Origin of the sequence: Clostridium perfringens (genome assembly GCF_016027375.1) — a bacterium.
Taxonomy (GTDB): domain Bacteria; phylum Bacillota; class Clostridia; order Clostridiales; family Clostridiaceae; genus Sarcina; species Sarcina perfringens.
This window is the reverse complement of the sequence record NZ_CP065681.1, coordinates 765418-789970: the sequence shown is the minus strand read 5'-3', so window position 1 is coordinate 789970 and position 24553 is coordinate 765418. Positions and strand designations below refer to the sequence as shown.

Here is a 24553-nt window from a genome sequence, read left to right as displayed (position 1 = left end):
TTCTCCTCCTATTTAAGTATCCCTTTTAAATTATCCTTTAGTTTTTCTAAAGCTCTTCCCCTATGGCTAATAGCATTCTTTTCATCTGAAGTCATTTCTGCGAAAGTTTTTTTGTATTCTGGTACGAAAAATAAAGGATCATATCCAAAACCTTCATTTCCACTTAAAGCTTCTAAAATTACTCCATAACTTTTTCCCTCTGCTACTATTTTTTCTCCTTTATCTGTAACTGCAACTATTACACATATAAAATTAGCTTTTCTTTCATCTTCTTTAACATTTTTTAATTCCTCTAATAACTTTTCATTATTTTTAGAATCATTTCCATGTTCCCCTGCATATCTGGCAGAATATATACCTGGCGCTCCATTTAAATAATCTACTTCTAGTCCTGAATCATCAGCCATTACAATAAAATCACTTTCACCCTTACTAAGTAAATACTTTCTTATTTCATTAGCTTTCTTAAAAGAATTTTCTTCAAATGTTTTTCCGTCCTCTTCAACATCTATGTCTATTCCTGCTTCATTTAAAGATAATATGTTTAAATTAAAATCTTTTAATATTTCTTTTATTTCTTTTACCTTATGTGCATTATTACTTGCTAGTATAAATTTTTTCATTTTACTCTCTCCCTGTTCCTATCCATAAAGAATCTGTCTTTAAAGCATCTTTTTGTGCTTGTATCATTTGTTTTGCTCCCTTTTCAGCAAGATTTAATAATTCATCTAATTCTTTTCTTGAAAAAGGTCCAGCCTCTCCAGTTCCTTGAATTTCTATAAATTCTCCCTCTTCTGTCATTACAACATTCATATCTACTTTAGCTACATGGTCTTCTTCATAGCATAAGTCTAATACTTTCTCTTCCCCTACTATTCCAACACTTACTGCGCTGACAAAATGTCTTATAGGATAAACATTGAAAGGTTTCTTTTGATGAAGTTTATTTACAGCATCAACCAATGCCACAAATGAACCTGTAATAGAAGTCGTTCTAGTTCCTCCATCAGCTTGAAGAACATCACAGTCTATCCAAATAGTTTTTTCTCCTAAAGCTTTCATATCTACAGCTGATCTAAGAGCTCTTCCTATAAGTCTTTGTATTTCCATTGTTCTTCCATCTATTTTAAGTTTATTTATCTCTCTTTGTTTTCTACTTTGAGTACTTCTTGGAAGCATGTTATATTCAGCAGTTATCCATCCTTCTCCAGAACCCTTTAAAAAAGGTGGAACTTTCTCTTCTATTGAAGCAGTACATAATACTTTAGTATCCCCAACTTCTATTAATACAGAGCCTTCTGCATATTTAGTAAAGTTTCTTGTTATTTTAACTGGTCTTATCTGTTCTTTTTTTCTTCCACTACTTCTCATTCAATATCTCCTTACCTTAATTTATTTTCAAAACACTAATTATAAGAATAGTATATTGGTTATTTTATCCTTTATCAACATGGATTATATATAAAAATTATGCCTATAAAAAGCCCTCTAAACCTTTATTTCACCTAAAAGTATTATGTACTCACTAGGTAATATTTATAATAAAAATTCATATTAATATATATAAGAAATAATATCATGAGGTGAATTATTTGAAGTATATAGGTTCATTCTTCAAAGCTAATTCTCTTTCTAAAGAAGAGATAGCATCACAATTACTTTTTCTTTCAAAAGAATCAGTAAATCATATAGTACTTGAATCTAGGTGTGGAATATCTACAAATTACAAAAATCTTAAAGAAAATTTCAAAAAAGATGAGATATCATTCTTTAAAAATAATACTCCATTAATTTGTATATATAAAAAAGCAAAGCCTAATATTTATTCTTCTAAGTATTCAAAAACTTGGGATGATACCACCTTTAAAAAAGATATTCCAGTTTCATCTAATGCATTAATGACCCTTTCTCTTTTAAGACTTTGTTCTTACTATGAAAAATTTAAAAATATTAATAGTGCACTTTATAAAAGAGCTGCCTTTTATAAAAATTTAAGTAAGCTTCAACTGGAATTTTACTATACCTATTTAAGAAATCCAGAAGGTTTTTTTGTAAATAAAAAAAATGATGAGTCTTCTTCTAAGTCTGGCTTAAATATAAGTGAAAAAGAAGATGAAATGTCTTACTCAGATCAAGCATTAATGATGTTAGCTTACTATATGTATAGTAAAGTAGCTCCTGAAGATTCTGATAGCAAAACCTATGAAGATTTTGCACTTCAAATATTAAACATGTTTGTTAATTTTAAAGAAGAATTATACTTACTTTCCTTAGATGAATGTTGCAAAATAGACTATTGCTTAAATAACATGCTTCTATATTCAAATAATGAAGATTGTAAATTATTAGTTTTAGATTTATCTGATTTCATATTAAACAAATATTATGAATCAAATAGCACATTTTCTAATCTTGAAACAACTTCTCTACTAGCCTTAAATATGTATTTAAGCTATAAGAATACAAACATACTTATATTTAAAGATGCTTACTTAGACTTAATTGCGCTTTTCTGTAATATGTTTAATGATGAAAAGGGAATAATCCTAAAAGGAACAGATAAAAAAGAGTATAAATATTCTAACATGGAAATATGCTTATATTTAACTAACCTTTTAATGTCCTTTGATTTAGATGAGGATTCCTCAGATAAAAGAGAGAATATAATATCTAAAGTCTATAAAAATTATATAGTTAACTCAGGAATAGTAACTAGTTTCCCTGATGCACCAAATTTAGATTCTCATGAAAGATATAAAAAGTTCTCTTTAAAGCCTGATGATTTAATTGATGAATCAATGTTTAGAATGACTAATGCTAATAGCCCTGAACTTACAGGATTGGCACCTATATTTACAAAAAATCTAAAGTACTCTACAAAAAAATCAATTTTCACTTCAGATAAAACTACCTTTGATAGTACAAAAAATATGTTTATATTCTTTGTATTTATAAATAGTTTTATTGATAAATATATAGATTTTATTACTGATACTCCTAAAGAGAAAAAAAATGCTATGTTAGTAGAAGAAATAGACTCTTTAAAGAATGTACAAAAAATAAATAAACTTCCTAAATTAAATAATTTTAACTCTAAGACTCCTATAGTTCCACCTGATGCTGGAGAATCAGACTATAATTCTATAACTAATGAAAATCAAGTTGATGAAATTTCTCCACCACCAACAAACCCAAACTTAACTAGAGAAATATCTGAATATAATGATTCTTCAATAGATAAAAAAGAGGATTTAGATGATAAAATGAAAAATATTCTTGATTCTACTGATTTATAATAATTTATGCTTCATAAAACAATTAAAAACTTATAAATAGCTTTCTAGGAACTTCTATAATCTTTCTTTTCCTAATGTGCTATTTATAAGTTTTTTATTAAATATGCTTTATGATTTAGATCTATATGACAGAAAATATATTTTATTAGCTTAGATTTTATTATTAAATACAATTTGTAATTTAGGGTTACTTATGTAAAATAAATTTCCCTAAAGTTTTTTTAATACTTAGAGTGCAAATTTACTTTCATATAAAATTATAAGTATTTTAACTGCTATATTTTAATATTAAATTTCCATTTGAATCAATAAATAAATAATTAACCTTTGGCGATTTACACCAAACATCATTTTTAAAATATAAACTAACTAAACTTAAATTAGGCTTTTCTGAAGTAGCAGTTTCTTTTTCACTTTCTTCACTCTTATCCTCTACTTCTCCCTCTTCTTTATCTATATCTTCTTTTTTTAAGCTTTCTGAGTTTTTTTCATTTAAGTTTAATTCACCAAAAGCTATATTAAACTCTCCACTTTTTATTACTTCCTCTATACCCTCTTCATGAATTTTTACTATACTCTTTATAGATAGCTCCTTGTCTAAAAATTTTTTCAGTTCATTTGCTAAAGCTTTATCCTCTTCATTATTTCCTACAACTATTTTTACTACCTCATTATTATTAAGAACCTTTTTCAAAGTATTTTTACCTGATTCTTTAAGATTATTTTTTTCTGATTCATTAATCTTATAATCTCCTTTAGCTCCATCCTTTTTAATTGAGTTAATTTCTTCTTTGTTATTTATTACTTTTATATATGGTTTTCCTAAATTATTTTTTAATATATTACTATCACTAATTAAAACTTGCATAATATTAGATATTCCCTGAGCCATTTCAGCTTTATCACTATTTACAATCATTAACTTTAAAATATCACTATTATATTTACTTAAATCTTTATATAATCCTATATCCTCTGAATATATTATAGGAGGATTCTTTAAAATATCTACTTTTTCTAAATTAAAAGCTGCTAACTCAATTTCATCAGACTCTTTCTCCTTAAAAGCTATATCTTTTATTTCTAATTCGCTACTATTATAAGGATTGTCTTTTAATCTTATAAATCCATCCTTAGTTACATCATATATAACATATGGCCCAGTATATGATATTTCATTAAAATCTTTCTTGTAATTATCTAATGGTTCATTTAAATCTCTTAGTCTATATATAGGTTTAGCTAAATTTTTAAGTAAATCATCATCCTTATTGTTCATTCTTAAAACCAATGTATAATCATCAGGACTACTTATTGCTACTTCACTAAAATCAATTTTCCCTTCTCTATAATCCTTAACTCCGTAAATACTATATAACTCATTACTTGTATAATCTTCATTATCTGGACTTAATAAATCCCTAAAAAATATTTGAAAATCCTTTGCTGTCACTTCTGTGCCATTACTCCACTTATTTTTTTCATTAATCTTAAATGTATATTCTAAGCCATCATCACTAACCTTCCATCCCATAGCAAGGTCTGGAATTGGTTCTCCTTTTTCATTTACCTCAACTAATCCTGAAAATATATTGCTTACTAAATCCTCTTCTCCTTTATTTAATGATTCACTAGGCCTTATGGTATCTGGTAAACTTTCAAGAGAATATATAAGCCCTTCATTATATTCAAAGTTCATATTAGAAACAGGGGTTACGTCCACATAACTCCTTCCTACTCCAACTACTAATAAAATTATTAAACATATAAATAAAATTACTTTCTTCATGTAAATATCTCCTTCATTAATAACTATATCACTTAATTATTTAATTTATTTCTAAATATACTTTCTTTGATTTATTTCCTTGATTTATTCCTTTAATTTATTTCAACTTATAGTTATAAAAACTATTAATAACATAGTAAAAAGAATGTCTATACTTATAAAACATAAGAAAGTAATTTAAGCTCATTAAATTTTATATAAAACAAATCTTTACCCTCAAAATAAGGATTTAAAATTTAACTTGTTATATGAAACATGTAATTATCTCCTTCATAATCTTTTCCTTTTAAATTATTGACAAATATAAGTTGAAATAAATCAAATAAATGATATTATTTCTTTAATTTATTTCTAAATATAGTTATAAAAACTATTAATAACATGGTAAAAGGAATGTCTATACTCATCAATCATAAGAAAGTAATTTAAACTCATTAAAATTTATATAAAAATGCTTATTTCACCCTCAAAATAAGCATTTAAAACTTAACTTGCCATATGAAACATATAATTATCTCCTTCAATAATATTTTCTCTTCAAATTATTAATAACTATATCACTTAATTATTTAATTTATTTCTAAATATAGTTATAAAAACTATTAATAACATGGTAAAAGGAATGTCTATACTCATCAATCATAAGAAAGTAATTTAAACTCATTAAAATTTATATAAAAATGCTTATTTCACCCTCAAAATAAGCATTTAAAACTTAACTTGCCATATGAAACATATAATTATCTCCTTCAATAATATTTTCTCTTCAAATTATTAATAACTATATCACTTAATTATTTAATTTATTTCTAAATATAGTTATAAAAACTATTAATAACATGGTAAAAGGAATGTCTATACTCATCAATCATAAGAAAGTAATTTAAACTCATTAAAATTTATATAAAAATGCTTATTTCACCCTCAAAATAAGCATTTAAAACTTAACTTGCCATATGAAACATATAATTATCTCCTTCAATAATATTTTCTCTTCAAATTATTAATAACTATATCACTTAATTATTTAATTTATTTCTAAATATAGTTATAAAAACTATCTAAATAACATGGTAAGAGGAATTTCTATACTTATTAAACATAAGAAAGTAATTTAAACTTATTTAAATTTATATAAAAATGCTTATTTCACCCTTAAAATAAGCATTTAAAACTTAACTTTTCATATGAAACATATAATTATCTTCTTCAATAATCTTTTCTCTTCAAATTATTAATAACTATATCACTTAATTATTTAATTTATTTCTAAATATAGTTATAAAAGCTATGTAAATAACATGGTAAGAGGAATTTCTATACTTATTAAACATAAGAAAGTAATTTAAACTCATTAAAATTTATATAAAAATGCTTATTTTACCCTCAAAATAAGCATTTAAAACTTAACTTTTCATATGAAACATGTAATTATCTTCTTCAATAATCTTTTCTCTTCAAATTATTAATAACTATATCACTTAATTATTTAATTTATTTCTAAATATAGTTATAAAAACTATCTAAATAACATGGTAAAAGGAATGTTTATACTTATAAAACATAAGAAAGTAATTTAAGCTCATTAAATTTTATATAAAACAAATCTTTACCCTCAAAATAAAGATTTAAAACTTAATTTGTCGTATGAAATATGATGATGTTTCTTTCTCTTTATCCACCTTTGCTTAACAACAAAGTCTTTTCCATTTAGAAGTTTTATTCTATTTATAAATCTATCTGTTTCTGCCATGTTATAAACATCTTGTTGAAAAACTCCTGTGGTAATATATACGCCCTTATCTATCTCTCTATCTTGTATTAAACGTATAAACTTATAGTAATCATAAATTGTTACAGCTAACGCTTTATGAAATACTATTAAAGTCTTTTTTCTACTAGAACTTATTTCTACTATAAATTCATTATTATTCTTTTCTATGATTTCATAATTTAATTTTTCTTTAATACACTCTTTAATTATTATTTGGCTTACTTTTTTTATTGATATCTTCCTAAATTTCATTAATGACTTTTCTATATTCTTTGAATTCATAAGAACATAAAAAGATTTCAGCATATACTTATCTCCTTATTTATCACTTACTAAAATTATATGTTTTAATGTAATAATTATTTAATACTATTTATAACTATTCTTATGGTATAATTTATTTATTATTTTATATGGAGGTAAAATTAAATGACCTTAGCAGTTCAAGTTGTTGCTATACTTTTCATGTTAATAATGATATTTTTAGGAATCTGGAGTTTTGTAATTGCAAATAAAGCTTACAGACAAATAAAGTATAAGAATTATTTACTTGAAAAAATAGCACACAATATATCTCTAATAAGAAATAAGGAAAAAATATTTGATAACTTAAATGCTATGGATGATTCAGTTTCATATTCTGAAATAAAAGAAAACCTTTTAGATAAAGATATTAAAACTGATACAGAATCAGAAGAGGATACAAATATATCAGAGGAAATAAAAGAAAACTCAAATATAGAGGAAAAATAAAAGCCATGTGAAATTACTCACATAGCTTTTATTTTTTTATATCATATTTTCAAATTCTTCTTCACTTAATATAGTAACACCTAAAGATTTAGCTTTATCATATTTTGAACCAGCTGCTTCTCCTGCTATTACAAAATCAGTCTTTTTACTTACACTTCCTGAAACCTTTGCTCCTAAAGATTCTAATTTTTCTTTTATTGATGTTCTAGAATAGTTTTCTAAAGTACCAGTTACTACTACTGTTTTTCCCATAAATGGACTTTCTAACACTTCTTTTTTCTCATAATGAGGGTTTACTCCAAGGGATAATAATTCATTTATTACTTTTAAAGTTCTTTCCTCTTTAAAGAATTCTATTATACTTCTAGCAACTATATCTCCAACATCTTGAACAGATACTAATTCTTCAAAAGTAGCCTTCTCTAGGTTTTCTAAAGACTCAAATCTCTTTACTAAATCCTTAGCAGTTTTAACTCCTACATTAGGAATTCCTAAGGAATATAAAAATGCTTCTAGAGTACAATCTTTACTTTTTTCTATGGCATCTAAAAGATTTTGTGCTTTCTTTGGACCAAACTTATCTAAATCTAATAATTTTTCATATTCTAATTTATAAAGATCTGATATATCTCTTATATCAAGTTTTTCAAATAATTGCTCCGCTGTTTTTTCTGAAAAACCAGCTATATTCATAGCTTCTCTTCCAGCAAAGTGAACTATAGTTTTAACCATTTGAGGCTTACATCCTAAAGTGTTTTCACAATAGATATGAACTCCTTCATGAACTAAATGTGCTCCACAAGCTGGACATACCTTTGGTTCTTCAATTTCCTTTGTACCTTCTAAACTTTCAGGAACTACTCCCATTATTTCCGGAATAACATCATTGCTTCTTCTTACAAATACTTCAGCTCCTAATCTTACTCCCTTTCTAGCTATATCATCCATATTATTTAATGTAGCCCTCTTAACAGTAACTCCTGCTAACTCTACTGGATCTAAGATAGCTGTTGGAGATACTCTTCCACTTCTACCTACATTCCATTCAACATCTAAAAGCTTAGTTGTAGCCTCCTGTGCTTCAAATTTATATGCAATAGCCCACTTAGGGAATTTAACTGTGTATCCTAAAAGTTCTCTAGTTCTTATATCATCTATAGCTATAACTAATCCATCTATATCATAATTTAAATCAAATCTTATATCTCTTATATAATCAATTTCTTTTTGAATTTCATCTAAAGTTTTGCATTCCCTAATATAATCATCCATTGGAAATCCCTTAACTTTTATGAAATTTAACATTTCCATATAAGTTTTAAAAGGAGCTCCTTCCTTATATCCAACATCATAGAAGAAAGCTGATAAATTTCTTTTAGCTGTCTCTGCTACATTTAAATTTCTTAAAGCTCCCGCTGCTCCATTTCTTAAATTCTTAAGAGGAGTCTCTGCTTCACTATTGTATTTTTCAAAGGCTTCTGTAGTCATGATAGCCTCTCCATGAATTTCTAGAAAATCATGACAATCAATTTTTAATGGAATTGATTTTATAGTTTTAACCTGAGCTGTGACATCTTCACCAATAGCCCCAGTTCCTCTAGTTGCTCCAGTAACTAATACTCCATTTTCATCGTAGGAAAGATTAATTGTTAATCCATCAAACTTTTTAGTTAAAATATATTTTAATGGTGGTAATTCTTCATCTGAAGTTCTATTATATTCTTCAAGGAATTTAACATTTCTATTATGCCACTCTCTAATTTCCTCTAAAGTTTGAGCTTTGTCTAAACTCCAAAGTCTAGCTTTATGAGTGTATTTTTTAAACTCAGGAAGAATTACATCACCAACTCTTTGAGTAGGTGAATAGGGTAATTTATATCCTGTTTCCTTTTCTAAATCTACTAATTCATAGTATTTTTTATCATAATCTTTATCTGTTACTGAAGAATTTCCTAAAACATAATATTCATAAGCATATTTATTTAACTCTTCAACTAACTCTTCTATTAATTTTTTCTTATCCATCTTACTCATCTACTCCTTATTAAAGTAAATTTCTATATTAAAGAAGCTCTAGTGGTGCAAAGCTAAACATTAAATGTTTAACTCCTTGACTATCAAAGGCAATTGTAAGTTTATAGTCATCTCCAACTTTACTCTTTGTTATTAATGTTCCTACACCAAACTTAGGATGCTTAACTTTTCTTCCCATAGTTAGTTCATCTATTCCTGCATTACCTGAAGATTTTCCTGATAAGGTCTTATTTAGGGATTCATTTGCTTTAGAAGCACTCATTCCTCCTCTAATGCTATGAGGATTATAAGTTTTTCTAGTCTCTCCATAAGTTTGTGAACTATTTTTGAAAGAGTTACTTGAACTTTTCCCATTGATATTTACATAGTCTTTTATGTTAGCTGGAATTTCTGATATAAAATCTGATTGTCCATAAGCTACTGTTTTACCAAATATCATTCTTGTTTCAGCTGATGTCATATATAATTTTTCCTCAGCTCTAGTTATTCCAACATAGCAAAGTCTTCTAGCCTCTTCCATTTGATTATCATGTTCAAAGCAAGCTGCATTTGGGAATATTCCGTTCTCCATACCAACTAAGAAAACTGTTGGGAATTCTAGTCCCTTTGAGCTGTGAACTGTCATAAGCATTACATAATTATCTTCTGCTTCTAAATCATCCATATCTTGAACAAGAGCAACCTTCTCTAAGTAAGCTGATAATGATTTATCTTCTTCATTACTCTTTTCAAATTCAACAGCATCAGAAACTAATTCTTCTAAGTTTTCTATTCTACTTTGATCCTCTATAAGCTTTGAATCTTTAAGTGATTTTAAGTAACCTGTTTTCTCTAAAACATATTCAATTAATTGAGATACACTTAGTTGCTCTGACATAACCATTATTTCTTCCATCATATCAGTAAACTTCTTAATAGGATTTATGCTTCTAGCTGTTAATCCTGGCACATAATCTACATCTAATAAAACATTGTATAATGTATCATCTATTTCAGTTGCATGATTTTGAAGTTTTTCTACAGTAGTATCTCCAATACTTCTTTTAGGAACATTTATTATTCTTCTTAAACTTATAGAATCTTTAGGATTTACTATTATTTTTAAGTATGCAAGAATATCTTTTATCTCTTTTCTATCATAGAATTTTAGCCCTCCAAAAATTCTATATGGAATTCCTGCTCTTCTTAATGCTTCCTCAAAATTACGAGACTGTGCATTTGTTCTGTAAAGAACAGCAAAATCCTTATATTTATATCCTTTATCACTTTTTAATTTTTCTATCTCTGAAACAACAAAGGAAGCTTCCATTTTATCTGAGTAAGCTCTATGAATACTTATTTTTTCTCCCTCTACTTGCTCAGTTCTTAAAATCTTAAATTTTCTCTCTGCATTATTTTTTATAACTTTATTAGCAGCTTCTAAAATATTTCCTTTTGATCTATAGTTTTGTTCAAGCTTAACAACTTTAGCCTCTGGATAATCCTTTTCAAAATCTAATATATTTCTTATATCTGCCCCTCTCCAAGCATAAATACATTGGTCATCATCACCAACTACGCATATATTTTTGTGTTTTGCAGCTAAAAGCTTAGCAAATTCATATTGAGCTTTATTTGTATCTTGATACTCATCTATCATTATGTATTTAAACTTATTTTGATAAAACTCTAATACATCATTATGCTTTCTAAATAACTCAACAGTTTTTACTATTAAATCATCAAAATCTAGGGCATTATTTTCTTTTAATTTCTTTTGGTATAAAAGATATGCATCTGCTATTTTATTTTTTCTAAAGTTATCTTCATTTTCTTTCTTAAAACTTTGTGCACTTTGGATATTATCCTTTGCTTTTCCTATAGTACCTAAAATCTCTAAATCAGTTATCTCTTTTTCATTAATATTAAGCTCTTTCATTACAAGTTTTATTAATGTTTTCTGATCTGATGAATCATATATTGTAAAGTCTTTACTATAACCTAATTTATCTATTTCTCTTCTTAAAATTCTCACGCAAGATGAATGAAATGTTGATATCCACATGTTGTTTGCCACTTCACCAACTAGAGATTTTACTCTCTCTCTCATTTCCCCTGCTGCTTTATTTGTAAATGTTATCGCTAATATATTATAAGGTTTTATATCATTTTCTATCATGTATGCTATTCTGTGTGTAAGTACTCTAGTTTTACCAGAACCTGCTCCTGCTAATATAAGTACTTGACCATCAATTGTGGTTGCTGCTTCATATTGTTCTTTATTAAGCAAGCTTTTTAAATCCATTAGATCACTCCTCTTCCTACAATAAAACTAAACTTTATTATACCATATAAATCTATATATTATATTCTATCAAACATATTATTCTTTTACATGATTAATAAAAAATAAATGGCCACATTATAAAATGTGACCATTTATTTCAAATATAATACTCTTACTTTAAATATAATCTTTTAAATTTACCTCTTTAATTTATTTCATATATTTTTTCTTAATTAATATTAGTAAGATTATTTGAAATTTCTCCCTCTCCTAAAGATTTATTTAGCTCATTTTCATTAATATTTTCTTGCTCTAAATTTTCTTCCTTAGGTAAATTCTCTCCTTCTACAGGTGTAGTATTTTCATCTCCACTTTTTGGAGTCTCAATATTTTCAACTTCATTATTAGAATTTTCTATTGAAGATTCTTCTTTAACTTCATTATTAGGTTGATCTATAACCTCCTCTTTAATCTCACTATTAGGTTTAACCCTTTCATCTCCCTTAATCTCATTATTAGATTGACTTTCTTTATTACCATTTTGATCATTAGTTAAACTCCATGTGATGTTTCCATTAGAATCTTCATATAAGTATAAAGTTATTTCTTCTAAATCCTTACCAAATCTATCTTCAAAATTACTATTTAATTTTATACTTGGCAAATTATTTTCTATTCCAACAGGAATTAAAAATTCTCCATCCTTTTTACTTATTATAATTTCCTTTCCCTCTATTGAAATTTCAACATTATCTAAAAAAGTTTCACTTCCAACAATATCACTATTTATATTCTCTCCACTGTAGAAGACTTTTTTAGAAAACTCTAATACAAGAGAGTTTTCTCTAGTGCTTATCTTTGAAATTTCAAAAGGACTTTCCTTAGGATCTAACTCAACTATTTTAACCGTATTTTTTACTGAATACTCTCCACTAAAATAAGCATAACTTCCATAAGTAGCACTTGAAGCAAGTGAAACTCCTAAAATTAATGCTATAATTTTATTCTTACTAATCACTTAAACTCCTCCTCTACTACTTACTATTTTCCTGAGCATACCCTATATTTAAATCAAATTTAAATTCTGCATTAGAATAATTCTCTGGCATATCTCTTTGCATATTTAATGTTAATGTAGCAGTTAAAACTTCACCATCATTTAAAACTACTTCATTACCCTCTGCATCTAATAATTGAATATTTTTATTAAATAGTGAAAGTAATGTCTCTTCTCCATTTCCATACCCTTGTATATTTCTATTTTCACTACTTTCAAAACTTAAGGAATACTTTATTTTCTCTAGTCCATCATTTCCTATTGATGAATTTTTAAAATTTAATGTCATCCTTTGATCTAAAGTTCCATTATTAGTTATTATAAAAGTATCACTAACAGGAACTTCTATGTCCATTTTCTCTATTTTAACTGTTTTTGTAGCCTCAGAACTTAAGGTTCCTAAAGTTAACTTTAAATCACCGTTTACTTTTTCTTTATCTGAAAAATAGGCTACACTTCCTAAACCTCCTGTTATCCCTATAGCTAATACTAATGAAATTATTCTTCTCATCTTAAGGGTTTTCATATTAAATCTCCTCCTTTTTTTGAGGTAACTTTAATATTGATGCTCCTATACCTAAAGCTAGAACTCCAAAAACCATAAAATTGTTATTGCTAAAGCCCCCTGTATTTGGTAAGTTTCCACTTCCATTATTTATTTCATCCTCATATTCATATTGAATACTTAGACTAAATGCATTTTGTATGCCTTGTCCTCTATTATCTAAGTCATTAGAAATCTTTACTTCTAAATCTATAAGTTTACTATTATTAGACTCTACATTTATTCCATCTTTTAATTTAATATTTCCTTCTGAAAAAACCTCTTCAAGAGTTCCTTGAAAAATCAGATCACTACTGTCTTTTACAGTAATAAATGCATTTTCCAAAAAATATTTATACCTTTCATCCCCCTCATCAATATATGAAGAATTTACATAGTCTAAGAGTTTTTCATCATGAAAATTTAGAGTTTTTATAACTATATCTTCACTTAAATTATTAGATATTTTTATTGAGCTTTCTTCTAAATTTCCTGGTTCCCAAATAATTTCTTCATTAAACAAATTATTCTTTTCTTCCACTACATCAATAGTAACGCCAGCTTTTTCTTTAGCAAATATAATATTATCTTTAACTGGCATAAAAGCTAATGTTGCTAAAAGTGTACATAAAAATACGCTTTTAGTTCTCCTCATACTGTTTCCCCCCCTCTTACTAGTATTAACATAATAAATATAATTTAACTTTATATTTATATTCATCAACTATAAAAAAAATAACTCAGTTCATATTTATTTTAGAAAAATATTACATAATATTAAGAATAAACTTAATTTACTTATTGAAAGTATATTTCTAATTCTTTTGGGAACAGTTTTTAGAGCAAGCCTTTTAAATAAATACTTATATATGCTATATCAATATAACAATATTTATTTAAATCATAGTATAAAAAAAGAATTGATACTTTAAAGTATCAACTCTTCATATAAACTGAATATATTATTTCAACAACTAATTTTAAACGCATTTTTTCTTGCATTATTTTGCAAATAAAAAACGCAACCCTTGGGGCTAGGTTGCGTCTCAGCAATAAGCAATAAATAAAAAGGGGGCTATTTATTCCTTTTATTTATCCTCGCACAACTATTATATTAGATGTTTACTTAAATTGCAAGTAATCTAATATTTTTTTTGCAAGTTTTCCTACATGAATTTTCCCTTTACAATCATTACTATTTAAATTTTTAAAAATTTTTGTAAAGTACCGCTAATTCACTTTCTGAAAGCTCTTTATATTCGCCTTCTTCTAAACTTTCATCAAGTGGAAGATTTCCAAAAGAAGTTCTTTTTAAATAAACAACCTTTTTCCCTCTAGCTTCAAACATTCTTTTTACTTGATGATATTTCCCCTCTTGAACTGTAACTTCTACTCTAGATGAATCCTCTAAATTTTCTATAACCTTAAGCTTTGCACTCATACATTTATATCCATCATCTAAAGTTACACCATTTTCGAAAGCTTTAATATCTTTTTCTGTTATAGGAGCATTTATTTCTGCATAATAAACCTTATCAACATGATATTTAGGTGAAATTAATTTATGATTTAAATCTCCATCATTAGTTAATAATAATAATCCCACTGTATCTTTATCAAGTCTTCCTACTGGAAATGGTTCAAAAACTTGATCTTCCATATATAATAAGTCGATAACAGTTTCATCTCTCTTATCATAAGTTGCTGAAATTACTCCAGCTGGCTTATTCATCATTAAATATATGTACTTTTTATACTCTACTTTTTCCCCATTTATAACTATTGTATCTTTCTCAGGATCTATTTGAAGTCCACTATCTTTAACCTTCTCATCATTAACTGTTACAAATCCTTTTTTAACAACTTGCTTTATTTCTTTTCTCGTTCCGTATCCTAAGTTTGATAAAACCTTATCCAATCTTTCCACTAAATAGTCACTCCTTCGTAAAAAATCACATTTATATCTGTGGTTAGTATAAAGCAAAGTTTAACTAATTACAACTTATTATCCTTCTTAAATAATTAAATCTTTAAAAACTAGAAAATCACATTATTAATCATAAAATCCTATCAAATTTATTAAAACAATTAAATATTTAAAAAATCTATTCCAATTTCTTTTTTTAAATTTTCTCTTTTTTCCTTTTAAAAGTTTTATTAAAACTATAAAAATAAATAGGACTCTATTTTAAGTAAATATTAAATTCAAATAATTTAAAACTAATATTAGTCTTAAAAGCTTATCTTAAAATTAATATTATGTAAAACAAAGTCCTAAACATATATTAAACTTTAATATTTTATTCTACCTTAAATTCAAAAGTATCATAGTCCTCATAAGCACATTTTTTATAATAACTTTTAGTTAATACTAAAACTTTATACTTTCCTGGTACATATGGTCTAAAAGAATAATAACTCTTTCTACTATATTTTTGAACTAAAGACCAATTTCCGTTAACCATTATATAATATTCATAGCAAACTCTACTTCCACCTTCACATTTTGTAGAAAAGTTTATCTCTTCATTAATTTTAAAGACTTTATCAGAAGTACTTATTTTAGTGTCTGTAATAGGTAGAGCTTCACTAACATAAAATCTTACTTCTCTTCTTGAATCAAATCCCTCTTTACATTTAATATTTCTAGCAAATATATCAATTGTGTATTTTCCTGGACATTTTGGTGTAACTTTAAACCTCTTATTTTTTACATAATCAGTTTCTTCTACTACTTGTCCATTTACTTTAGTAACATACTTAACCTTTACTTGTCTAGTATTTTGAACTATTACCTCAATATCAATATCATCTCCAACTAAAAAATATTCCTTTGCTGGAACTAATATATGATCAATTTTCCCTTCTGCATACTCCCTAACCTTAAAATTTAAAACAGTATGCACATCATATTCCTTTGTTGAATATTTGTCTTTTACTCTTACATCAAGCTGATAATTTCCTTTTTCACTTGGAATAAACTCTACCCAATTATTACTTCCAAAATCAATACTCTCTATAGTCTTACCATCCTTAATTATTAAGAAGGAATACTTTAAGTCAGTACCACCCTCTGCACTAACCCTAAGTTTTATTACTTCATTTATTAAAGGTGTCTTATCTCTATCAAATATTAATTCTGTTATTTTTATTGGCTTTTTCACCTTTTTTTCTATTTTATAATCTAATTTAGATTCTATTTCATAATCTCCAATAAAGGATTCATCCTTAGCCCAAAGAGTTATTCTATAATTTCCTTCTTTTTTAGCATTCCATTTTAAAGTACTATTTCTTGTATAACCCGTATCCTCAGATATTTCTCCATCTATTTTAAATCTATAGAGGATATCACTTCCTCCATCAATAACAGCTTTTATCTCTATTACCTCTCCTTTTTCTTGAGGTGAGCTTAAATCTGTAGTAAAACTTCTTAATTGTAATGGTTCATATGGTTTTATATCATATACCATAACGGCTCTATCATCAAATTCCTTATTAGAATACATATCTCTTATTAAACATAAAAGCTTATATCTTCCCTCTTTAAATTCTTTAAAAGTTACTATACGGCTTGATGAAAAATCTTGAATGCAAGTTCTACTTCCATCAGGTGAAATTTTTACAAACTTATATAGTGCTGTTCTTTCATCTTCAAAATTTGCTTCCACTTCAAAGGTAAGCTCTGAGTTTACTATTAATTTTTCACTTAAATTAATAAAATTAATTATTTCAGGCTTTACAAATTCTTTTGATGTAAATATAACTGTGGCATAATCATCTGTTGTATTAGTTGAACTTGTTTTTTTGCATTCAATTAAAAACTCAAATTGACCACTTTCATTAATAGTATAATTTAATTTATTTTCTAATGTATAATCCTTTATAAGTTGCCATCCGTTCTTTCCACTTATAAAATATCTATACATAATATTTTCATTGTTACTATCAACCTTTAACTCTGCCTTCTCTCCAACATTAAATACATCTTTATTTAGATAGATTCCTTTTATTAATTTTTCTTCTTTAATTTCATCTTTATTTATTTCATCTTTATTCATTTCATCCTGAAGGCCATGAACTGTTCTTTTCACATTAACCCCCTCAGTAACTTTGTAATCAAAAGGCTTATTTGAATCCTCTTTTCTTCCTTGAACCATAATCATATACTCTCCATCTTCTTTAGGAGTCCATATAAATTCATCTTCTTTTTCAAATTCTCTTAAAGTTTCCCAAATTCCATCCTTTCCTATTAAGATTTTATATCTTAAATTGTCATTAGTGTTATTTATTATTTTTATGTTAACCGGACTATTATGTTCTATTATATCTCTCGTATCTAACTCTAAAAGTAATTCTCCCATAATCACTCCCCCTAAAACCCGAAACATTATAGATAAATAAATTATATTATACTTCTGTTTTTATGTAAATATTTTCTATTTTTCTTACCATAAAACACTCTATTTCTACATTTTTTCTACTTTTATAAAATGTATAAAAAGTTTAAAACTGTCTATAATATAGGTAGTGTTACTTAACACTGTAAATCTCCTAATTTTATTATATCCATATAATCAAACCATTAAAGAAATCTCAGCCACTCTGAGATTTCTTTTTAATATCATTTAAATATTATCTACATTATTTATTAAGTTTATCTTCTAATTCTACAAAGTTTATTTTTTAATTTTCCAAACTTATTTTTTAATTTTTCAAACCTTATTTTATTATATCTAATTTAAAATAGCCTTTACCTTTTCTATCAAAACTTCTAAATTATAATAAAGTCTATCATCATCTTCCTTATTTCTTTTATGATTTCCTTTTGATTTCCCACCAGCTCTTCTATTTTTTTGACTTAAATGTCTTTCAAAAAGTAATCTATCAATATTATCATTGTCATAAATATATCCTCTAGGGCTAATGGCTAAAGCTCCTTTTCCTAAAGCCATAGCTGCAACTCCATAATCTTGAGTTATTACAATATCATTTTCACAAGTATTATTAGCCACATACATATCTACGCTTTGAAATCCACCATCAACCATTCTCACCTCAGAGTAATCTGAATTTATCATATGATTTATTGTGCAATAAATTAATATTTTAACTGAATGCTTTTTACCAACCTCTTCAATTATATCTCTTCCTGCACATCCATCACCATCAATAATTATTTTCACCTTTATAATCCTCCCATAATATATTCTCTATTATCTTTTTTTGAATATTAAATAATTATCCATTAATAAAATTATACACATTCTTATTAATTTACTAATACTCTTAAAATAATAAATAATTTATATATTAATAAAATTATACTCTTAAAACAAAAAAGAAGCTCTAAAAAGAGCTCCTTTTTATAATTAAATTTATATTATTTTAATCTTTCTTCTAACTCAGCTTTTAAATCTTCAAAGCCTGGTTTTCCAAGTAAAGCAAACATGTTTTTCTTGTAAGCTTCAACACCTGGTTGGTCAAATGGATTTATTCCTAAAACATATCCACTGATTCCACAAGCTTTTTCGAAGAAGTAAACTAATCTTCCGAAGTAGTATGGAGTTAATTCTGGAACATTAACAACTACGTTTGGAACTTCTCCATCATTGTGAGCAAGTAAAGTTCCTCTGAATGCTTGTTTGTTAACATAGTCCATAGTTTTTCCAGCTAAGAAGTTTAATCCATCTATGTTTTCATCGTTAGCTTCGATTACTATTTCTTCTCTTGGAGATCCTACATTAATAACTGTTTCGAAGATATCTCTTCTACCTTCTTGGATGTATTGTCCCATTGAGTGTAAATCAGTTGAGAAATCAACAGCAGCTGGGAATAATCCTTTGTTGTCTTTTCCTTCTGATTCTCCATATAATTGTTTCCACCATTCATTGAAGTAATGAACTGATGGCTCATAGTTAACTAATATTTCTATAGCTTTACCTTTATTGTATAAAGCATTTCTAGCAGCTGCATATTTGTAACATTCGTTATCAGCTAATGAAGGATTGGCATATTCTTCTCTAGCATCAGCAGCTCCTTCCATCATTTCATCTATGTTTATTCCAGCTGCAGCTATTGGTAATAATCCAACTGCTGTTAATACTGAGAATCTTCCTCCAACATTATCTGGAATTACGAAAGTTTCATATCCTTCAGCATCAGCTAAAGTTTTTAAAGCACCTTTCTTAGCGTCTGTTGTAGCATATATTCTCTTCTTAGCTTCTTCTTTTCCGTATTTCTTTTCCATGTAATCTTTTAAGATTCTGAAAGCTATAGCAGGTTCTGTAGTAGTACCTGATTTTGATATAACATTTAAGCTTACATCTAATCCATCAATAGCTTTTAATAAATCAGCCATGTAGCTTGAGCTTATGTTATTTCCTGCGTAGAATATAGCTGGAGTTTTTCTCTTATCTTTAGACATAGAGTTATAGAAGTTATTAGTTAACATTTCTATAGCAGCTCTTGCTCCTAAGTAAGAACCACCTATTCCTATAACAACTAATACATCTGAATCACTTTGTATTTTCTTAGCAGCTTCTTTTATTCTAGCAAACTCATCTTTATCATAATTAACTGGTAGGTCAACCCATCCTAAAAAGTCATTTCCTGCACCTGTTCCATTATGTAACTTATTGTGTGCTTGGTTTATAGTTTCTTGCATGTAAGCAACTTCGTGAGATTTTAAATATGGAGCTGCTTTTGATAAATCAACAACTAATCCTTTTTTCATTATTACTACCTCCATTAGCGTTTATAAATTTATTTTAACCACGCCATTAATATATATAATATAATCGCAAAAATAATTAAGCCTCCAAAAACCATTGGAAGTATTATTGCGTATTGCGCTAACATTATAGCAACCAAATCCTTAAAAGTTGGCTTTTCTTTATTTTTAACTTCTTCCATTAATTTCTCATATTCTTCTTTTTCTTTTCTTCTAGTTATTTCATCTTTAAACCAAAACAAACTTAATTCCCCCTGTTTACCACACGTTAATATTTTATCATTTATTATTTATGGATTACAATACAATATAGAACTTTTTATATATTTAATGAAATTTTATTATATATAGTTATAGTGTAGGAGAATTTAATCCCCTACACTACATAAAATTTAATTTTTTAATTCAATTTTTACATTTTAATAAATAAAACCCAATTTTAATTAAACTAAGTGACATGCAACAAAGTGATCTTTTCCAACACACTTATATTCTGGCGCTTCCTTCTTACATTTATCCATAGCATATGGACATCTAGTATGGAACTTACATCCACTTGGTGGATTAGCTGGTGAAGGAATATCACCCTTTAATATTATTCTCTCCCTCTTAATTGTAGGGTCTGGTATTGGAACTGCTGATAATAATGCCTTTGTATATGGATGCAATGGATTATCATAAAGTTCATTTTTAGGAGCTAATTCAACTAAGCTACCTAAGTACATTACACCTATTTTATGACAAATATGCTTTACTATACTTAAATCATGAGATATGAAAAGATATGAAAATCCCATTTCTTCTTGTAAATCCATCATTAAGTTTACAATCTGTGATTGTATAGAAACATCTAGTGCTGAAACAGGTTCATCTGCAACTATAAAACTTGGATTTAAAATTAAGGCTCTTGCTATACCTATTCTTTGTCTTTGTCCACCTGAGAATTCATGTGGATATCTTTTCATATGATATCTAGCAAGTCCACATCTTTCTATAGTTTTAGCTACTCTTTCAGGCAATTCATCTTTACTACATAACTTATGACTTAAAAGAGCCTCTCCTACTAAAGAATCTACTGATAATCTAGGATTTAATGATGAATATGGATCTTGGAATATCATTTGCATTTTTGGTCTTAAATCTCTAAGTTCTTTCTTTTTAAGAGCAAAAATATCTTTTCCTTCAAAATATACATTTCCATCTGTTTTTTCAAATAATCTTAAAATTGCTCTTCCTGTTGTTGATTTTCCACAACCTGATTCTCCAACTAATCCTAAAGTCTCACCCTTATCTATAGTAAAACTTACTCCATCAACAGCTTTTACATTTCCAACTGTCTTAGAAAAAACTCCTGCTTTAATCGGAAAGTATTTTTTCAAATTTTCAACTTTTAAAACTGTATTATCTGCCATCTACTTTCCCTCCTTATATAACCAGCATGAAACTTTATGTCTATTTCCTACATCAACAAGAGTAGGTTGAACATCCTTACATTTTTCCATACATCTATCACATCTCTCATTGAAGTAACAATTATCTGGCATACCTACCGGATTAGGAACTTGTCCTGGTATTGAATAAAGTCTAGTTTCATTTCCATTAACTGATGGCTTAGATTTAAGTAAACCTTGTGTATATGGATGAAGAGGATTTTTAAAAAGCTCTAAAACTGGAGCTTCCTCAATAACCTTACCAGCATACATTACAACAACATAGTCAGCCATTTCAGCAACTACTCCTAAGTCATGTGTTATTAATAATATTGATGTATTTAATTTCTCTTTAATATCTCTCATAAGATCTAGAATTTGTGCTTGAATTGTAACATCAAGGGCAGTTGTAGGCTCGTCAGCTATTAAAAGCTTAGGATTACAACAAACTGCCATAGCAATCATAATTCTTTGTCTCATTCCTCCTGATAATTCGTGAGGATAAGATTTCATTATTTCTTCTGCTCTAGCTATACCAATTATTTTTAAAACTTCTATAGCTTTCTTTTCAGCTTCTTCTTTTGATAAATGCTGATGAAGAATTATTGCTTCACAAATTTGATCTCCTATTTTAAATACTGGGTTTAATGATGTCATAGGTTCTTGGAAGATAACTGATATATCATTTCCTCTCATATCCATAAGTTCTTGTTCTGTGAACTTTAAAACATCTTTTCCCTCAAAAAGAATTTCTCCTCCAACTATTTTTCCAGGAGGACTTGGTATTAATCTCATAAGAGACATGGCAGTAACAGATTTTCCGCATCCAGATTCTCCAACTACACAAACTGTCTCCCCTTCTTTTATTTTAAAACTAACGTTATTTACTGCTTTAACAATTCCCTCACCTGTATGAAAGTGAGTTTCAAGATTTTTAAATTCTACTAATGTTTTTCCCATTACACTCGCCCCCTTAGACCTTTAGCTTAGGATCTAGAGCATCTCTTAATCCATCTCCAAAAATATTTATAGATATAACAGTTAAGAATATACATACTCCTGGAGGTATCCATAACCACCATCTATTTGTTAATGTATAGTAATCTTGAGCTGTTTGTATCATATTCCCCCAAGTTGGTGTAGGAGGTGTAACTCCAAGACCTAAGAAACTTAAAGATGATTCTGTTAATATAGCTCCACCAATTCCCAATGTAGCTGAAACTATAATAACTGCTAATGTATTAGGTAATAAGTGTAAAAACATTTTTCTAGCATCTGATAGACCTAAAGCTTCTGCCGCTTGCATAAATTCTTGTTCTCTTAAAGATAAGACCATACCTCTAACCATACGACAGGTACCAGTCCAACTCAGTGCCCCTATAATAAACATAACTACAAAAATTCTATACTCTGGTGGTATTTTTAAATCTGACATTATAGCAGATACCATTATTAATAATGATAAGAATGGAAAACACATAAATACGTCAACAATTCTCATAATTAAACTATCTATAAATCCTCCATAATATCCTGCTAATATCCCCAAAGTTGTTCCTATAATTATAGAAATTCCTACCGCAACTATACCTATTGAAAGTGAATATCTTCCCCCGTACATAAGTCTAGCTAAAACATCTCTTCCAGATTCATCAGTTCCTAGCCAATGCTGTGCTGATGGTGGTTGATTAGTTCTTACTAAATCTATGGTTAAATGATCATGTGGATATAACATTGGTCCTAATATTGAAATTAAAACTAATACCAACAATATAAATAAGCCACCTAAAGCTAACTTATTTTTTTTCAATCTTTTAAAAGCTACAGTCCAAGGGCTTTCTATTTTCTCTTTTTTCACTTTAACTTCTTTATTTAATTCTGTTTGCATATAAAAAGCACCTCCTACTTAAGCCTTATTCTTGGATCTACTAATGCATATATAATATCAGCAAGTAAGTTTCCTATTAAAACTAATATAGCCAAAGTAAGGTTTATACCCATAAGTAGATAGTAATCTCTGTTATTAACTGCACTTAACTGTACTGGACCTATTCCTGGCCAGTTAAATATTTTTTCTGTTAATGTAGCACCTGAGAATAATCCTGGAATTGACATTCCTAATAGTGTTACAACTGGTATAAGTGCATTTCTTAAAGCATGTTTATATATAACTACCTTCTCTTTTAATCCTTTTGCCCTAGCAGTTCTTATATAATCTTGTCTAACTACCTCAAGCATACTTGATCTTGTGTATCTCATCCATCCACCTACACTTCCAAGAGTTAAAACTATAAGTGGTAAAATCATATGTTTTAATACATCTAGAACATATTGCATTCCTGTATATGCACTTCCTGGAGTAGTCATACCCGATATTGGAAATAAATTAAGTTGAACTCCTAAATATTTAATTAATATAAGTCCAAAGAAAAATGATGGCATTGATATTCCCATAAGGGCAAATACCGTAAAAAATTTATCAAAAAATGAATATTGCTTTGTTGCTGAAACTATACCTATTGGCACCGCAATTATAAGCCCCAAAATTAGTGATGCCGCTCCTAAAATAAAGGAATTTGGTATAAAGTCTTTCATTACTTCTGAAACTGGTCTTTTATAGTAAAAAGATTCTCCTAAAGACCCTTCTGTTACAACGCCTTTTAACCAATACATGTACTGTGTTGTTTTTGGCTCATCTAAATGATATTTTTCTCTTATTGCTTGTTTTGTTTCTACACTCATATTTGGATCCATATTTGCTGTAATAGCATCTCCTGGAGCCATAGCAAATATGAAGAAAAGTACTAATGATACACCAACAATAGTCGGTATTATTAATAGTATTCTTCTAGTGATATACTGTAGCATATTGCTGTTCCC

General features: G+C 27.5%; 20 protein-coding genes. 2 read left to right on the top strand and 18 right to left on the bottom strand.

What is annotated here, in order from left to right; all coding sequences use genetic code 11:
* Positions 1–8 precede the first annotated feature (8 nt).
* On the bottom strand, positions 9–623 hold the full coding sequence (locus tag I6G60_RS03945) for an XTP/dITP diphosphatase (protein ID WP_003482252.1): 615 nt from the start codon (positions 621–623) through the stop codon (positions 9–11).
* 1 nt (position 624) lies between these two features.
* Positions 625–1371: a ribonuclease PH gene (rph, locus tag I6G60_RS03940; protein ID WP_011591087.1), complete on the bottom strand. Its 747-nt coding sequence runs from the start codon at positions 1369–1371 to the stop codon at positions 625–627.
* 221 nt (positions 1372–1592) lie between these two features.
* Between rph and I6G60_RS03935 the strand changes: the two genes are divergently transcribed.
* Complete coding sequence (locus I6G60_RS03935; protein WP_110083457.1) at positions 1593–3296, top strand: hypothetical protein; 1704 nt, start codon at positions 1593–1595, stop codon at positions 3294–3296.
* A 268-nt stretch (positions 3297–3564) separates the two neighbouring features.
* Here the strand turns inward: I6G60_RS03935 and I6G60_RS03930 are convergent, their stop codons facing one another.
* On the bottom strand, positions 3565–5085 hold the full coding sequence (locus I6G60_RS03930) for an ABC transporter substrate-binding protein (protein WP_110083458.1): 1521 nt from the start codon (positions 5083–5085) through the stop codon (positions 3565–3567).
* 1615 nt (positions 5086–6700) lie between these two features.
* Complete coding sequence (locus tag I6G60_RS03925) at positions 6701–7165, bottom strand: PDDEXK family nuclease (RefSeq protein ID WP_003454358.1); 465 nt, start codon at positions 7163–7165, stop codon at positions 6701–6703.
* A 123-nt stretch (positions 7166–7288) separates the two neighbouring features.
* Here I6G60_RS03925 and I6G60_RS03920 point away from each other — a divergent pair, with 123 nt between their 5' ends.
* Complete coding sequence (locus I6G60_RS03920; protein ID WP_003459451.1) at positions 7289–7612, top strand: hypothetical protein; 324 nt, start codon at positions 7289–7291, stop codon at positions 7610–7612.
* 36 nt (positions 7613–7648) lie between these two features.
* Here the strand turns inward: I6G60_RS03920 and ligA are convergent, their stop codons facing one another.
* The 14 genes from ligA to I6G60_RS03850 all read right to left on the bottom strand — a co-directional run bounded on the left by ligA (position 7649) and on the right by I6G60_RS03850 (position 24541).
* A complete protein-coding gene (gene ligA / locus I6G60_RS03915; RefSeq protein WP_110035043.1) occupies positions 7649–9637 on the bottom strand; it encodes an NAD-dependent DNA ligase LigA in 1989 nt (662 codons plus the stop codon).
* A 37-nt stretch (positions 9638–9674) separates the two neighbouring features.
* Positions 9675–11930, bottom strand: coding sequence for a DNA helicase PcrA (gene pcrA, locus I6G60_RS03910; protein WP_110035044.1), 2256 nt, complete (start codon positions 11928–11930; stop codon positions 9675–9677).
* A gap of 211 nt (positions 11931–12141) precedes the next feature.
* Positions 12142–12930 (bottom strand): hypothetical protein, encoded by a 789-nt coding sequence (locus I6G60_RS03905; RefSeq protein ID WP_110035045.1) that lies wholly within the window; start codon positions 12928–12930, stop codon positions 12142–12144.
* A 16-nt stretch (positions 12931–12946) separates the two neighbouring features.
* The gene (locus tag I6G60_RS03900) at positions 12947–13495 is read right to left on the bottom strand and encodes a TasA family protein (RefSeq protein WP_061415957.1); all 549 of its coding nucleotides are present in this window, start codon (positions 13493–13495) and stop codon (positions 12947–12949) included.
* Between the two features lies 1 nt (position 13496).
* Positions 13497–14168, bottom strand: coding sequence for an LPXTG cell wall anchor domain-containing protein (locus I6G60_RS03895; protein WP_003475059.1), 672 nt, complete (start codon positions 14166–14168; stop codon positions 13497–13499).
* A gap of 552 nt (positions 14169–14720) precedes the next feature.
* Entirely contained in the window at positions 14721–15440 is a 720-nt protein-coding gene (locus I6G60_RS03890; protein ID WP_003462288.1) for a pseudouridine synthase, read from the bottom strand.
* Positions 15441–15813: 373 nt separating this feature from the next.
* Positions 15814–17874 carry a triple tyrosine motif-containing protein gene (locus I6G60_RS03885; protein ID WP_110077514.1) on the bottom strand — a complete coding sequence of 687 codons (2061 nt, stop codon included), beginning with the start codon at positions 17872–17874 and terminating at the stop codon, positions 15814–15816.
* A gap of 372 nt (positions 17875–18246) precedes the next feature.
* Positions 18247–18696 (bottom strand): YaiI/YqxD family protein, encoded by a 450-nt coding sequence (locus tag I6G60_RS03880; RefSeq protein ID WP_003479144.1) that lies wholly within the window; start codon positions 18694–18696, stop codon positions 18247–18249.
* Positions 18697–18893: 197 nt separating this feature from the next.
* Positions 18894–20246, bottom strand: coding sequence for a glucose-6-phosphate isomerase (locus tag I6G60_RS03875; protein ID WP_003459531.1), 1353 nt, complete (start codon positions 20244–20246; stop codon positions 18894–18896).
* A gap of 29 nt (positions 20247–20275) precedes the next feature.
* Positions 20276–20485: a hypothetical protein gene (locus I6G60_RS03870; protein ID WP_003454512.1), complete on the bottom strand. Its 210-nt coding sequence runs from the start codon at positions 20483–20485 to the stop codon at positions 20276–20278.
* A gap of 201 nt (positions 20486–20686) precedes the next feature.
* A complete protein-coding gene (locus I6G60_RS03865) occupies positions 20687–21655 on the bottom strand; it encodes an ABC transporter ATP-binding protein (RefSeq protein ID WP_003454313.1) in 969 nt (322 codons plus the stop codon).
* On the bottom strand, positions 21656–22633 hold the full coding sequence (locus I6G60_RS03860) for an ABC transporter ATP-binding protein (protein WP_003454477.1): 978 nt from the start codon (positions 22631–22633) through the stop codon (positions 21656–21658). It lies immediately after the preceding gene.
* A gap of 13 nt (positions 22634–22646) precedes the next feature.
* Positions 22647–23561: an oligopeptide ABC transporter permease gene (gene opp4C, locus I6G60_RS03855; protein ID WP_003454342.1), complete on the bottom strand. Its 915-nt coding sequence runs from the start codon at positions 23559–23561 to the stop codon at positions 22647–22649.
* Between the two features lie 14 nt (positions 23562–23575).
* Positions 23576–24541: an ABC transporter permease gene (locus tag I6G60_RS03850; RefSeq protein ID WP_003454494.1), complete on the bottom strand. Its 966-nt coding sequence runs from the start codon at positions 24539–24541 to the stop codon at positions 23576–23578.
* Between the last annotated feature and the right edge of the window lie 12 nt (positions 24542–24553).

Coding starts and splice junctions, on each gene's coding strand:
- I6G60_RS03875 (WP_003459531.1), bottom strand. CDS start 20,246: ATGAAAAAAGGATTAGTTGTTGATTTATCAAAAGCAGCTCCATATTTA.
- I6G60_RS03860 (WP_003454477.1), bottom strand. CDS start 22,633: ATGGGAAAAACATTAGTAGAATTTAAAAATCTTGAAACTCACTTTCAT.
- pcrA (WP_110035044.1), bottom strand. CDS start 11,930: ATGGATTTAAAAAGCTTGCTTAATAAAGAACAATATGAAGCAGCAACC.
- I6G60_RS03885 (WP_110077514.1), bottom strand. CDS start 17,874: ATGGGAGAATTACTTTTAGAGTTAGATACGAGAGATATAATAGAACAT.
- I6G60_RS03900 (WP_061415957.1), bottom strand. CDS start 13,495: ATGAAAACCCTTAAGATGAGAAGAATAATTTCATTAGTATTAGCTATA.
- I6G60_RS03865 (WP_003454313.1), bottom strand. CDS start 21,655: ATGGCAGATAATACAGTTTTAAAAGTTGAAAATTTGAAAAAATACTTT.
- I6G60_RS03920 (WP_003459451.1), top strand. CDS start 7,289: ATGACCTTAGCAGTTCAAGTTGTTGCTATACTTTTCATGTTAATAATG.
- rph (WP_011591087.1), bottom strand. CDS start 1,371: ATGAGAAGTAGTGGAAGAAAAAAAGAACAGATAAGACCAGTTAAAATA.
- I6G60_RS03895 (WP_003475059.1), bottom strand. CDS start 14,168: ATGAGGAGAACTAAAAGCGTATTTTTATGTACACTTTTAGCAACATTA.
- I6G60_RS03930 (WP_110083458.1), bottom strand. CDS start 5,085: ATGAAGAAAGTAATTTTATTTATATGTTTAATAATTTTATTAGTAGTT.
- ligA (WP_110035043.1), bottom strand. CDS start 9,637: ATGGATAAGAAAAAATTAATAGAAGAGTTAGTTGAAGAGTTAAATAAA.
- opp4C (WP_003454342.1), bottom strand. CDS start 23,561: ATGCAAACAGAATTAAATAAAGAAGTTAAAGTGAAAAAAGAGAAAATA.
- I6G60_RS03925 (WP_003454358.1), bottom strand. CDS start 7,165: ATGCTGAAATCTTTTTATGTTCTTATGAATTCAAAGAATATAGAAAAG.
- I6G60_RS03850 (WP_003454494.1), bottom strand. CDS start 24,541: ATGCTACAGTATATCACTAGAAGAATACTATTAATAATACCGACTATT.
- I6G60_RS03945 (WP_003482252.1), bottom strand. CDS start 623: ATGAAAAAATTTATACTAGCAAGTAATAATGCACATAAGGTAAAAGAA.